The organism is Methylophilus sp. 3sh_L (assembly GCF_046766015.1).
Lineage (GTDB): Bacteria > Pseudomonadota > Gammaproteobacteria > Burkholderiales > Methylophilaceae > Methylophilus.
In genome coordinates this window covers 1-13,748 of the sequence record NZ_JBKOUF010000005.1, presented here as the reverse complement: position 1 = coordinate 13,748, position 13,748 = coordinate 1, and the positions used below count along the sequence as shown (strand labels likewise).

Sequence of the window (13,748 nt, the reverse complement as noted above, 5' to 3'; positions counted from 1 at the left end):
TAGAGGGTCGAGCATTGCCTCCGCCGCCAGAGAGTTTGCCAGTCCCCGAGTTCCGCGTTATTCGGAGTGTCTGCTAATGCGGGCCAACAATACGTTTAACTCGGTTTACGCGCGTTCAATCCCGCTCAAATTGACTCAATGTATCCTTTAATTAACCTATCCTTCATAAAAGCCCGCACCGCGGGTTTTTATATTTTTAAGTTATAAGTATATTTTTATATATTATTTATTGGAATTTTAAACGCTTGATATATTGCAATCCAACAAGGTTATTGAAGGATTGAGATGTATAAGTGGTCAAAAATTATTCCGGTAGCAATCGCTTTTTCGTTTGGCAATGCGTGGGCGACCGATGGTTATTTTTCGCATGGCTATAGTGCTCGCTCTCAAGGTGTTGGTGGGGTAGGCATCGCTTTGCCACAAGATGCGCTGGCAGCTGCAACTAACCCGGCGGGCATGGGGAAGGTCGGGAGTCGTGTGGATGCGGGCGTGACCTGGTTCAGGCCTGTGCGTGAATCGGAGATTGAAGGCAGTGGTGCGCCAGGGGCTAATGGGACTTACAAAGGCAATGATAGCCAGAATTTTTTTATTCCCGAGTTCGGCTACAACACGCAATATTCTGAGGATGTCACGCTGGGTGTCAGTGTTTACGGTAATGGCGGCATGAATACCGACTACAAAAAGGGGATTCCGCTGTTTAACAGTAATGGTCGCCGCACGGGTGTGGATTTGGCGCAGGTGTTTTTGGCGCCGACTGTGACTTGGAAAGTGCATGAACATCACACGCTGGGCGTGTCTTTGAACTTGGCCTATCAGCGGTTTGAGGCCAAAGGCCTGCAAAACTTTAGCAATCAGAGTAGTTCAGCGGCCAACCTGACGAATAACGGGCATGATGATTCTTATGGCGCTGGCGTGCATATTGGCTGGCTGGGCGAGATTACGGATGCCGTGACGCTGGGGGCAACCTACCAGAGTCGAACTTATATGAGCCGATTCGATAAGTACAAGGGGCTGTTTGCTGAGCACGGTGACTTTGATATCCCTTCCACCTATGGCGTGGGGTTGGCGGTGAAAGTGACGCCGACGCTGACTTTGGCCGCGGATTTTCAGCGCATCAATTACAGTGAGGTAGATGCGGTGGGTAACGCCTCTTTATCTAACTTGAGCAATGGCTTGGGTAACGATAATGGCGCCGGGTTTAACTGGCAGGATGCCAAGGTGTATAAGATCGGTGCGTTGTATCAATATAGCCCAGCGTTGATTTTGCGTGCAGGCTATAACCATGTGGACCAGCCGGTTAGAGCGGGCGATACGCTGTTTAATATCCTGGCGCCGGGCGTGGTGAAGGATCATGTGTCGATTGGCGCGACTTGGATATTGAGTCCTGCGTCGGAAGTCTCGTTTGCTTATACGCATGCCTTTGAAAATACAGTACGCGGTCAAAATTCGATCCCCGCTGGCTTTGGTGGTGGGGACGCGAACTTGCGCATGTATCAGGATGCACTGGGCGTGGCTTATACCTGGAAATTGTAAAAGTCTTCTCTGCCCGCAAAGCACGGGCGCTATAATCAAAAGCAACAGCATGAATTTTGTGGCTTTTTTTATGTCTGACATATTCTTGCTGTAGGCTTGCTTTTTGCTTTTGCTAACTGAAAGCAATTCTATGAATCAAACTCAAGGGGAAGATGCATGACTGCCAATGTGAAGAAAACGCCTAAATCCAAGACACCCATCGAAACTGCGCAACCAGTTGAAGAGTTTTTGTTAGAGCAATTGCCTATCCCCCAGGCTTTGCGTAATCACCTGACTTTTTCTATTGGTAAATCAAACTCTTGGGCTACGGCGCGGGATTGGTACCAAACGGCTGCGTTTACCGTGCGCGACCACTTGATGAGCCGCTGGGTGAATACCCGCGATGCTTATCGCGATGCCAATACCAAGCGCGTTTATTACTTATCCCTGGAGTTTTTGATTGGCCGGATGCTGTCAAATGCCGCACTGAATTTGGGCATTGCACCCGATCTAAGCGAGGGCTTGCAGGAGATTGGCCAGAAGCTTGAAGGCGTGGCCGAGATGGAACCCGATGCGGCGTTGGGCAATGGTGGCTTGGGGCGCTTGGCCGCCTGTTTTGTCGACTCAATGGCGACCATGGATATTCCGGCCACCGGCTATGGCATCCGTTACGACTATGGCATGTTTAGGCAAACCATTGAAAAAGGCCAGCAAAAAGAAAACCCGGATAACTGGTTGCGCTACCAGAATATCTGGGAGATCCAGCGGCCTGAGCATACCTGCGAAGTGAAGTTTTATGGCCGCGTGTTGCATGTGCATACTGAGCGTGGTGTCGAGCACCACTGGGTAGACCATGAAACGGTGGTCGCCATGCCTTATGATGTGCCTGTGCCTGGTTATGGCACGCAAACCGTGAATAACCTGCGCTTGTGGTCGGCCAAGGCCACGCATGAATTTGATTTGAAGTCGTTTAATGAAGGCAACTACGAAAAATCAGTTGAAGGCCGTCATGGCGCTGAGACCATTTCACAAGTGCTGTATCCAAACGACACCTCTGAGTCTGGCAAGGTGCTGCGCCTTAAACAACAGTATTTCTTTGTTTCGGCCTCTACCCAGGATATTTTGCACCGCTTTACCAACTACAACGCTGACTGGAATACGCTACCAGACAAGGTCGCCATCCAGCTGAATGATACTCACCCGGCGATTGCGGTGGCTGAGATGATGCACCAGCTGGTTGATCACTACCATTTGCCGTGGGACCGTGCCTGGAAGCTGGTCAACAAAATGTTTGCCTACACCAACCATACCCTGATGCCAGAAGCCTTGGAAACCTGGTCGGTAGAGATGTTTGGACAATTGTTGCCACGCCATCTCGAAATCATTTACGAGATTAACCACCAGTTCTTGCAAATGGTGAACCAGCACTTCCCTGGCGATACCGGCTTGTTGCAGCGTGTGTCCATCATCGACGAAACCCACGGCCGCCGTGTGCGCATGGCGCATTTGGCGATTGTGGGCAGCCATACCGTGAATGGCGTGGCCGAGTTGCATAGCGAGTTGTTGAAAACCACGCTGTTTGCTGATTTCAGCAAAATTTACCCCGGCAAGTTCACCAATGTGACCAATGGCATCACGCCCCGTCGCTGGTTGAACCAGGCCAACCCGTTGCTCACCGAGTTGTTGACCAAGCATATTGGCACCGGCTTTCAGAAAGACCTGAGCCTGATCAAGCAGATCGAACCGTTTGCGGACAATGCCGCCTTTAGAAAAGCGTTCCGCGAAGTGAAAAAAGCCAATAAGCAGCGCCTGGCCGACAAGATTTTGCAGAAGACGGGTATTGCGGTCAGCGCGGATGCCTTGTTTGACGTGCAAATCAAGCGTATTCATGAGTACAAGCGCCAGTTGCTCAATGTGCTGCATGTGATCACGCTGTATAACCGGATTCGTAGCGGTCATGCCAGCCATCACACGCCACGGGTGATCATTTTTGCAGGCAAGGCGGCGCCTGGCTACTGGTTGGCCAAGCAGATCATCCGCCTGATCAACGATGTGGCGGTGATGATCAATAACGACCCGGCGGTCAAAGGCCAGTTGAAAGTGGTGTTTTATCCTAACTATGAAGTCAGTGCGGCGGAAATCCTCTTCCCGGGCGCGGATCTTTCAGAGCAGATCTCGACCGCAGGCACCGAGGCCAGTGGCACCGGTAATATGAAAATGGCGCTGAATGGCGCCCTCACCATAGGCACGCTGGATGGGGCGAATGTGGAGATCATGGAAGAGGTGGGCGATGACAATATCTTTATCTTTGGTCTGACCACCCCTGAAGTCGCGCAGCTGAAAGCCACCAGTTATAACCCATGGGATTACTACCATGGCAACAGTGAGCTCAAACAGGTCATCGACATGATTGCTAATGGTTATTTCTCGGTAGAGGAGCCTTCACGCTACCAGGCCATTATTGATACGCTGTTGCACAAAGGGGATCAATACCTGTTACTGGCTGATTATGCGGCTTATGTTGAGGCGCAGGAGAAAGTGGCTGCCTTGTATCAAGATCAGGAAGCCTGGTCCCGTATGGCGATTTTAAACGTGGCGCGCATGGCCAAGTTTTCCAGTGACCGCACCATCGGTGAATACGCTGAACGTATCTGGAATGTGAAGCCGTTTAAAGCTTAAGCCGCCTGCTTTTGCGCAAGCCCCAACAAAGCAAGTCCGCTGGACTTGCTTTGTGTTTTCTGGGTACACTGCGCTCAATTTTTAAGAGAACTGACCACATGAAAAAAACCGCCAAACTGATCTTGACTGCCGTATTACTAACCCATGTCATCGGCATGGAGGCGCAGGCATTGGACCTAAAAGCGCTGGGCGACATGGTGGAGAAAGAGGTAAATAGCTCGACCAGCGGCCGTAGTGATAACGGTGCAGTGAGCCAGTTAAGCGAAAAAGAAACCGCTGATGGCCTGAAGCTGGCACTGAGCCAAGGCGCCAGCAAAGCCGTCAGCATGCTGGGGGCGACGGACGGCTTTATGGGCAACCAGGAGGTCAAGATTCCGTTACCTGATTCGTTAAAAAAGATTGAAAAAGGCATGCGCATGATAGGCATGGGCAGCCAGGCAGATGAGTTGGTGCTTAAAATGAACCGCGCCGCCGAGCAGGCCGTGCCCGAAGCAAAGGCCCTATTGTTAAACTCGGTCAAGCAAATGTCGCTGACCGATGCCAAAGGCATTTTGACTGGACCGCAAGATGCTGCCACGCAATACTTCAAGAAAACCACCGCGACTGACATGGCGGCCAAGTTTTTGCCCATTGTGCAAAAGGCCACTGCCAATGTGAAGCTGGCCGACACTTATAACAAGTATGCTGAAATGGGCAGCCAGTTTGGGTTGATTAAAAAAGAAGATGCTAATATCAACCAGTATGTGACACAAAAAGCATTGGACGGTGTTTATCTGATGATTGCCAAGGAAGAAGCCGCGATCCGCCAGGATCCGGTGGGGCAAGCCAGCAATCTGCTGAAAAAGGTCTTTGGCGCGGCCGCGCAATAATCTGCAATGGCCCCAGTCTAGTGTTTAATCGCATAGGCTGACACAATTTATTCATATTGGCTTAATCAAGCCGTCATGATCTGCATCTATCCTGCGTAGACATCGCAGGTGATGCATATGGTCAGAGAAAATCATTCAACTCATACATTCGTGGTTTGGCGTTTGCTGGATGGCAAGCCGGGGCATGAGCATCAGTCGCAAGGGCTGGTGCAAGCCTTGCAGGCTAGAATGGCCGTGCAAGTGTTTGATATCCGCATTGCAGAAGCCGGTCATGGCTGGCTGTCATGGTTGCTTGGGCAATGGCCTGTAGGCAAAGCGTTGCCAACTCCTGATCTGATTGTTGGCGCTGGTCATGCCACCCATGCGCATCTGTTGGCGGCGAAGCGTGCCTATGGCGGCAAAACCGTTTGCATGATGCAGCCTAGCTTGCCCGCAGAACTGTTTGATGTGTGCCTGATCCCCGAGCATGACCAATACCGTGGGTTTGCCAACTTTATCGAAACCCGCGGCGTCATCAATCACATCCAGCCTGCCAATAAACTGCAGCAAACCGAGCAAGTGCTCATCATGATAGGCGGGCCCAGCAAGCATTTTGAATGGGATGAGCTGGGCGTGGTTGCACAGGTTTACGACTTGGTACGCAAGCATCCTGATCAGCATTATGTGTTGACGACCTCGCGGCGGACGCCGGCCAGTTTTATTTCGGCCATGCAGCGTGTCCGCTTAGCCAATCTCGAAATTGTGGCGATGACAGATACCAGCCCGGACTGGTTGCCCACCAAACTGGCGTCCGTGACGGCTGCCTGGGTGACTGAGGATTCTGTCTCTATGGTATATGAGGCGCTGACTGCGCAGGTCGCCGTCGGCATCATTAACCTTTCTCCCAAGCATGCTAGCCGGGTGAGCCGCGGCATCGAAAAACTGATAGACCGCCAGCTGGTGACCCGCTATGACCCTTATGGCTTGTATCGCCAATATATGCGTCCGGTGCTCGGCTTTAATGAGGCCAGCCGTTGCTGCGACTTGTTATTGACCCATTTCAATCGTCCTGTGTCCAGTCGGCTGGTGTCGCGATTAATCTAGTTGCTGAAGTCTGCTTTTGCGAAAACTCACGGTTTTACAAGTGCTGCCTGCCTTGCAATCAGGCGGCGTGGAGCGCGGCACCCTGGAGGTGGCGGCTTATCTGGTCGCACAAGGGCACCGCTCATTGGTGATGTCTGCAGGTGGGCGTATGGTGGCCGAGCTTGAAGCCGCTGGAAGCACGCACTTGACCTGTCCGGTCGGGCGTAAATCATTACTGACCTTGTTATGGATTCCCAAATTACAACGCATTTGGCGGCAAATGCAGGTGGATATTGTCCATGTTCGTTCGCGTTTTCCGGCCTGGGTGGTGTATTGGGCCTGGAGAACCATGCCACGTGCGCAGCGTCCGCGCCTGGTGACGACAGTGCATGGCTATTATCGGCCTGGCCGGTATAGCCGGATCATGACTGCTGGCGAACAGGTGATTGTGATCTCGAAAACGATACAAGCTTATGCGCAAAAGCACTACCAGCTGCAAGACCACAGAATGACGCTGATTTACCGGGGGGTAGATACTTCTCAGTATGCGCCTGGCTACCAGCCAGACGCGGCGTGGAAGAAGCAATGGTTTGCTGACTATCCGCAAACAAAAGGCAAGCGCCTGTTGGTATTGCCAGCGAGAATCTCGCGCTGGAAAGGGGCGGAGGACTTTGTCGAACTGGTGGGCGTAGTGCGTCGGCAGCATAAAGATATCCATGCCCTGCTGGTGGGGGAGGTCGATGAAAGCAAGCAGGCATTCGCCGACACTTTGCAACGGCAGATTACGCTGGCCGGCCTGAACGATTGCATTACATTGACGGGTTACCGCAAAGATGTGAAACAGATCATGGCCATTGCCGAGATTGTTTATTCACTCTCTTTGGCCCCTGAGGCGTTTGGACGCACCACCCTGGAGGCATTGAGCCTGGGGGTGCCCGTGATTGCATATGACCATGGTGGCGTGGCAGAGCAAATGGCGGCCCTATTACCAGAGGGCGCGGTGCAAGTGGGCAATATTGCAGAAGCGGCGATTCTGACCCTGAATTGGCTGGAAGAGCGGCCTGCGGTTCGCCCAAATACCCTGTTTACCTTAGCCGACATGCAACAGAAAACGCTGGAGGTATACCAGCATGTCATGGCTCATCCTTTGGATGTGAACTCATGATGTTTGCACGCGCAATGTTTAAAGCCCGGCCTTCAGGATGGGCAGACAGCACTGAGGTGCGGATGCCGCCGCGCTTGGCTTGGGCTTGCACCTTGCTGGCGGTGATGATGATCGCCTGGAGTCCGTTTTCTGGCGGGGCCCGTTTGCCTACCGCTGTGCTGGCCATGGTGGGCGTGTTTTTATGCTTTAGGTCGGGGAGGGCGATATTCAGCCAGACTGTTGTGCGTCGCTGGAGTGCGGTCTTTTTGTTGTTGTGGTTGCCGATGTGGCTCTCGTGCCTGCAGGCACAACACCCACAAGCCAGTTTAGTGGCGATTGCCTGGTTTAGCCTGCTGTATTTTGCGGCGTTGCCATTATTGCTGACATTCCAGGTGACCCGCTATCGCCAGCTGTTCGCACAATGGGTGACGGGCATCCTGTTGTTGTGGATGCTGGATAGCACGGTGCAATATGTGTGCGGGGTTGATCTGCTCGGCATTACCAAAACAGCAGAAGGCCGCATTACCGGCATGTTTCATGACTTGCACCAGGGGATCCTGATGCTGCCCATGTTGCCGTTGGTGTTTTATCACTGGTTGCCCAAGCGCCCCTGGCTGGCATGGGGGCTGGTAGTTGGCGTTGGCGTGGTGGTGACGCTCTCTGGGGCCAGGGGATACTTATATATATTTTTGCTGATGTTGTTACTGGCCTTGTGGCAGCAACGGCCCAACTGGAAAGTGTGGGCAGCAGCACTTTGTGTGCCATTGCTGGCTGTGGCATTGGCTGGTGCGTTGAGCCCGCAACTGGCCAAATATAAACTGCAGCATACGCAGGCGATTGCGGATACACAGCAGTCGACGTTTGACCGTTTGAATCACGCGTTGAGCTACCGCCTCAATTTGTGGGAAACCGGGCTGCACATGTGGCAGGCTCATCCGCTCACCGGAGTCGGCAGCAATCACTTCAAACGGGTTTATGCCGAGTATGCCACGCGTAGCGATGACCCTTTTGTGACGCATCCTACCCATACCCATAATATTTATGTTGAGTGGCTGGCCGAAACCGGTTTGGTGGGTGGCATCGGCCTGGTCGCGATCATGGGGTTATGTGTGATCTGGTTCAGACAAGCGGCCAATCCGCTGCAGCAGCAAGCCTGGCCATATGCTTTGCCACTCCTGGTGATTTATTTTCCGCTCAACACCACACAACCCATGCTAGTGCCTTGGTGGTTTCCAGTGCTCATGCTATTGGCTTGTCTAATGATTGCCAGTCTGCAAAAGGATCAGGATGTACAAGCAAGTTAGCCTGAAAAGTTATGTTGATGCTGACTGCCTGGCTGAACCACTTGATCAGACCGTAGTCTGCGATTTGCCCGCCCGTCAGGAGATCAAACGTATCCTCATCATTAAATGGGGTGGCATGGGTGACATTGTAATGAGTACGGCGGCCATTGAGGATATCCGACAGGCGTTTCCACAGGCCGTCTTGCATTTAAATACCTTGCCTGCCTGGCAGTCTTTGTTTGCGGATGATCCCCGGTTTGAGCGCGTATGGGGTATGAACCTGCAGCAAAAATCAGGGCGTTGGCGTATTTACCGGCAGTGGCTGGCTGAAGTAGCAGCCATGCAGTATGACTTAATCATTGATTTGCAAACCAATGATAAAAGCCGGCTGTTATTGAGCCTGTTGCGATTGAGTGGTCGCGCGCCCAGGTGGCTGTTGGGCAATCATGCGCGCTTTCCCTACACGGTCCGTCAAATTCATGCATTGCCGCAAGCGCATAGTTTTCAAATCTTGCAGCAGACCTTAATCACAGCAGGCATTCCAGCTTTGACCACAGGGCCGAAGTTGGCTGTGAGCGCTGCTGCGCAGGCAACTGCCGAGCAGCTATTAGAGATGCATGGACTGTTGTCCCAACCTTTTGCGGTATTTTTATGTGGTAGCCATGCAGGGATGGTGACCAAGCGCTGGGGCAGCGAACAGTATGCTGCGCTGGTGACGCATTGTATTGCCCGTGGGGAACGCGTGGTGTTATTGGGTGGAAAAGATGAGGCCGAGGCGTGTGCGCAGATTGCCAGCCGTCATCCTGCGCAGGTGGTGAATTTATGCGGACAGACCCCCTTGCTGGCGGTGCCGGCGATTTGTGCGCGGGCGCAATATATTGTTGCTAACGATACCGGCACTGCGCATTTGGCAGCCACCACCGCTACGCCTATGGTGGTACTTTGTGGGCCGACCAACCCCCTACGGGTGAAACCGGTGGGTGCACAGATTTTCGCCTTGCAGCTCGATGTGCCATGTAAAAACTGCTATGCCAAGCAATGCTGTCACCACTCCTGCATGCGTCAGTTGACGCCTGATAAAGTGCTCCCGTATTTGCCGGAAGTGAAGCACCCGCATGCCTAAAGTGATTTGGTGGGGGCGTTCAGACCTCAATTATTCCCGCAATCGTATTTGTCGGCAGTTGCTGCAGGCTTTAGGTTTCGAGTTGATCGACTTCAGGCCACACTGGAGTGGCTGGGGGGATATCGAAGCACAGTTAAGCGGCGTGCCTACCCCCGATCTGGTGTGGGTGCCCTGTTTCAGGCATCGTGATGTCGCAGCCGCCAGCCGCTGGGCACGCAAACGGGGCGTGCCATTAGTGTTTGACCCGCTTATCAGTGCCTGGCAAAAACAGGTTTATGAGCGGAACAAATTTGCTGAGCACAGCCCGCAAGCGCTACGTTTGCTCAACACCGAGACTGCGTGTTTGCAGGCGGCGGATATGGTGTTGCTGGATACGGCGCTGCAACAGCAGATGTTTATTGAGCGTTTTGGCTTGTCGGCAGAAAAAACCAGTGTGGTCTATGTGGGCGCGGAGCAGCCACTGTTTTCGCCGGTTTCTCTGGGTAAGACCCGCCCCATGATCACAGAAGTCTTGTTTTATGGCAGCTTTATTGCGCTGCATGGTGTGGAGACAGTGATTGAAGCGGCCAAGCTGACAGCAGGCCAGTCGCATCTGCGTTGGGTGTTGTTGGGGGATGGGCCGACCAAGCCCGCTGCAAGGCAGCAAGCGGCGGCTCTGGCCAATGTGCATTTTGAAGACAGTCTGCCTTATACGGACTTGCCTGGCCGGATTGCCCAAGCGGATATCGTGCTGGGGGTGTTTGGCGGCTCGCAAAAGGCGGCTCAGGTGATTCCTAACAAAGTATTTCAAGGCTTGGCTTGCGCCCGTCCTGTCATTACGCGCAACAGTACGGCTTATCCTGCAGGGCTGCCCAACGGGCCATTGAGCGGATTGTGGCAAATTGACGCGGCTAATCCGGCTGCGCTGGCAGAGGCGGTCATGCAATGCGCCCATCAGCCGCATGACAAAAAGTTGGCAGCACGGACCTTGTATAACCAGTACTTTTCGCCAGCACAACTAGAGCAGCAATTAAACGCGGCGTTAATCAAGCTCGGGCTGCCTTTGGGGCGTATTTAAGTTAAGTATGATGACTCCCGTACACCCCCGTATTCTGATGATTACGCTTTCCAACATTGGCGATGCTATCCTGACCACGCCGGTAATGGAGGCCCTGCATGCGCGTATGCCTGAGGCACGCATCGATCTCGTGAGCGATGTCCGTTCTTCCGCCTTGTTTACGTCCTGTCCTTATATAGACCGCATTTTTGTGCGCGACAAACGCTCAGGCTGGGCAGGATATATGCAATTGATCCGTTTGTTGAGAAAGACCCGTTATGACATCCTGGTGGATCTGCGCACGGACTTTTTGCCTTATTTGCTGCGGGCAAAGCAAGTGTTTAAAAAACACTCCAATGCCAGCACCATGCATCTGCACTCGGCAGAAAAGCATCTGGCCGCGGTGCAGGCGCTGGTAGGTAACCTGCAGCCCCCAGCAACCTTATGGGCCAGCGCACAAGACCATGCCTTGGTTGCAGACCTTTTTCCCCTGTTGGGGCACGGGCGCTGGCTGGCCATCGGGCCCGGGGCAAACTTTGCAGGTAAAGTCTGGCCCGTCGAACGCTATGCGGCGGTCGCCAATGCACTGGCTGCGGAGATTTCGGGGGTGGTGCTTTTAGGGTCGCAGGCTGAGACTGCCCTTGCGCAACGCTTTAGTGCCTTGGCTCAACTCCCGGTGCTGGTCGCGTGTGGTCGATTAACCTTGCCACAATCTTTTGCCTTGCTGCAAAAGTGTGATGGCTATCTGGGCAATGATTCGGGGCTCGGGCACATGGCTGCAGCGGCTGGTTTGGCGACTTTGACCTTATTTGGCCCCGGTTCGCCAGTCCGTTACTTGCCTTGGTCGCAGCGCGCACACTTTATTCAAGATGCACAACAGGATATTCTGGGGATTGATGTAGAAACTGTGATTGCTCGCTTGCGGGGCTTGTTAGCTGAGATCGCTGTCAATGCCCAGGTCGAACCCGATCACCAATCGCTTTCATTAAAGGTCGCCCAGCGATCATAAAAAAACATTCGTTTTCACCATGATTAATCACACTCCCAGCGCTTATGCGCAATTGACCAGGCTTATGGCCTACCTCAAACCTTATTGGGCCACATTTTGTCTGGCTTTGGTTTGCCTGGTGATCTTGTCGGCCAGTAACACCGGGTTCCTGAGTACGATCAAGCATGTGACGGATGAAGGATTCACCACGCAGACCCAGACCTATGCGCGCTTGACGTTGGCTGCGATGTTGGGGGGCTTGTTGCTGGTACGTGCATTGGCGGGATTCGGCTCCAACTACCTGATCAGAATTGTCGGGCGAAGAGTCATCGAGGATGTGCGCAATCAGGTATTTGCACACATGCTTAAACTCCCTGCCAGTTTTTTTGATCAACACGCCATTGCCAACATCACCACCAAAATGACGTTTGACTGTGAGCAGTTATATAGCGCAGTCACTAAAGTCGTTATCTCCTCTGTGCGCGATAGTTTGACCATCATTGGTATTGTTTCTTATATGCTCTATCTGGACTGGAAGCTGACATTGGTATTTTTGTTTTTGTCGCCGCTGATTGCCAGAAATTTGAAAAAAATGACGCCCAAGTTGCGTAACTCCGGTCGCCAAGTGCAAGCCAGCATGTCTGACATGACGCAGGTGATCGAAGAGGCTGCGAGTGGGCAGCGCGTGGTCAAGGTGTTTGGCGGTGAGCAATATGAGTATGAGCGCTTTAGCCAGATTGTCGCCACGAATAGGCAAATGACAGTCAGGCTGGGGCGCATCTCTGGCCTAAACAGCATGTTTGTCGAGATGCTGGCGGCCATTGCCTTGTCGATGGTGATCTATTATTCCGCCGGCCAGTTTACCGCGGGGGAGTTTGCGGCGTTTATCGGCGCGTTGCTGATGTTGATTGGCCCGGTGAAAGCGATTGCCTCTGTGAATGAGGATGTCCAAATTGCGGTTGCTGCCTGCCAAAGTGTGTTTGCCGTGCTGGATACCCCTGCCGAAAATAATCAAGGTCAGTTGGCTTTAGCTGAGCCTATCCGTCAAATCCGTTTTGAGCAGGTCACTTTTCAGTATCCGCACGCAAACAGTCCCGCGTTAAAAGAGCTCAACCTGACCATTCATGCGGGTGAAACAGTTGCCTTGGTTGGGATGTCCGGCGGCGGCAAGTCTACGCTCGCGCATTTGTTACCCCGTTTTCATGAGGTGCAGCAAGGAAGACTGCTGATTAATGATTTACCTATCCAGCAACTGGCGTTGCTTGAACTAAGGCAGCAGTTTGCGTTTGTCAGTCAAGAAACGGTCTTGTTTAATGACAGTATTTACCACAACATTGCTTACGGCAGTTTGCGGGGCGCCTCCAGAGAAGCTGTTATCGCAGCAGCCAAGGCGGCCCATGCCTGGGAGTTTATCGAAAAACTCCCTCAGCAATTGGATACGCATATCGGAGACAGAGGCTTGCGGCTATCAGGTGGCCAGCGCCAGAGACTGTCGATCGCGCGTGCCATGCTCAAGAATGCACCGATCCTGATTTTGGATGAAGCAACTTCCGCCTTGGATAATGAATCTGAACACAACGTGCAAGCAGCACTGACTCAGCTCATGCAAGGTAGAACCACTATTATGATTGCGCACCGCCTTTCCACGATTCAGCATGCCAGCCGAATCATCGTGATGGATGAAGGGCGTATCGTAGAAGAAGGGGTGCATGAGCAATTGATGCAGGCGGGTGGCAAATATGCAACGCTCTACAATCTGTATGGTAAAAGCAAATAACTGTTGACACGGTTTTTGAAAGTTTGCTATAGTCTCACCTCTCGACGCAACACATGTTTTACAAGTCGATTCGGACGCGGGATGGAGCAGTCTGGCAGCTCGTCGGGCTCATAACCCGAAGGTCACAGGTTCAAATCCTGTTCCCGCAACCAACTAAGCAATTAAGTTTTATAAATGAATTTAATGCTTGACCGAACGAAAAACCTCTGTATAATGCGCGCTTCGCTTGAAACGAAGCGAAGTTTAAAAAGCCTTCGAGGCACTGTTCTTTAAAA

The 13,748-nt window shown here is 52.6% G+C and carries 10 protein-coding genes and 1 tRNA gene; all 11 read left to right on the top strand.

All coding sequences use genetic code 11. The features are described from left to right. Positions 1–285 precede the first annotated feature (285 nt). A complete protein-coding gene (locus ACIDF8_RS10500) occupies positions 286–1,533 on the top strand; it encodes an OmpP1/FadL family transporter (protein WP_412010567.1) in 1,248 nt (415 codons plus the stop codon). Positions 1,534–1,689: 156 nt separating this feature from the next. Beyond that, the gene (locus tag ACIDF8_RS10495) at positions 1,690–4,191 is read left to right on the top strand and encodes a glycogen/starch/alpha-glucan phosphorylase (RefSeq protein ID WP_412010566.1); all 2,502 of its coding nucleotides are present in this window, start codon (positions 1,690–1,692) and stop codon (positions 4,189–4,191) included. A gap of 98 nt (positions 4,192–4,289) precedes the next feature. Further along, positions 4,290–5,060 (top strand): DUF4197 domain-containing protein, encoded by a 771-nt coding sequence (locus ACIDF8_RS10490; protein WP_412010565.1) that lies wholly within the window; start codon positions 4,290–4,292, stop codon positions 5,058–5,060. Positions 5,061–5,177: 117 nt separating this feature from the next. Continuing rightward, the gene (locus ACIDF8_RS10485; RefSeq protein ID WP_412010564.1) at positions 5,178–6,143 is read left to right on the top strand and encodes a mitochondrial fission ELM1 family protein; all 966 of its coding nucleotides are present in this window, start codon (positions 5,178–5,180) and stop codon (positions 6,141–6,143) included. A 16-nt stretch (positions 6,144–6,159) separates the two neighbouring features. Then, the gene (locus tag ACIDF8_RS10480; RefSeq protein ID WP_412010563.1) at positions 6,160–7,287 is read left to right on the top strand and encodes a glycosyltransferase; all 1,128 of its coding nucleotides are present in this window, start codon (positions 6,160–6,162) and stop codon (positions 7,285–7,287) included. Beyond that, the gene (locus ACIDF8_RS10475) at positions 7,284–8,570 is read left to right on the top strand and encodes an O-antigen ligase family protein (protein WP_412010562.1); all 1,287 of its coding nucleotides are present in this window, start codon (positions 7,284–7,286) and stop codon (positions 8,568–8,570) included. The genes ACIDF8_RS10480 and ACIDF8_RS10475 overlap by 4 nt, the downstream gene beginning before the upstream one ends. Next, the gene (locus tag ACIDF8_RS10470) at positions 8,554–9,672 is read left to right on the top strand and encodes a glycosyltransferase family 9 protein (RefSeq protein ID WP_412010561.1); all 1,119 of its coding nucleotides are present in this window, start codon (positions 8,554–8,556) and stop codon (positions 9,670–9,672) included. The genes ACIDF8_RS10475 and ACIDF8_RS10470 overlap by 17 nt, the downstream gene beginning before the upstream one ends. Then, positions 9,665–10,729 carry a glycosyltransferase gene (locus ACIDF8_RS10465; RefSeq protein ID WP_412010560.1) on the top strand — a complete coding sequence of 355 codons (1,065 nt, stop codon included), beginning with the start codon at positions 9,665–9,667 and terminating at the stop codon, positions 10,727–10,729. Before ACIDF8_RS10470 ends, ACIDF8_RS10465 begins: the two co-directional genes overlap by 8 nt. Positions 10,730–10,736: 7 nt before the next feature. After that, on the top strand, positions 10,737–11,717 hold the full coding sequence (locus tag ACIDF8_RS10460) for a glycosyltransferase family 9 protein (RefSeq protein WP_412010559.1): 981 nt from the start codon (positions 10,737–10,739) through the stop codon (positions 11,715–11,717). 19 nt (positions 11,718–11,736) lie between these two features. Next, positions 11,737–13,473 carry a lipid A export permease/ATP-binding protein MsbA gene (gene msbA / locus ACIDF8_RS10455; protein ID WP_412010558.1) on the top strand — a complete coding sequence of 579 codons (1,737 nt, stop codon included), beginning with the start codon at positions 11,737–11,739 and terminating at the stop codon, positions 13,471–13,473. A 75-nt stretch (positions 13,474–13,548) separates the two neighbouring features. After that, a tRNA-Met gene (locus tag ACIDF8_RS10450) sits at positions 13,549–13,625 on the top strand. Positions 13,626–13,748: the final 123 nt, after the last annotated feature.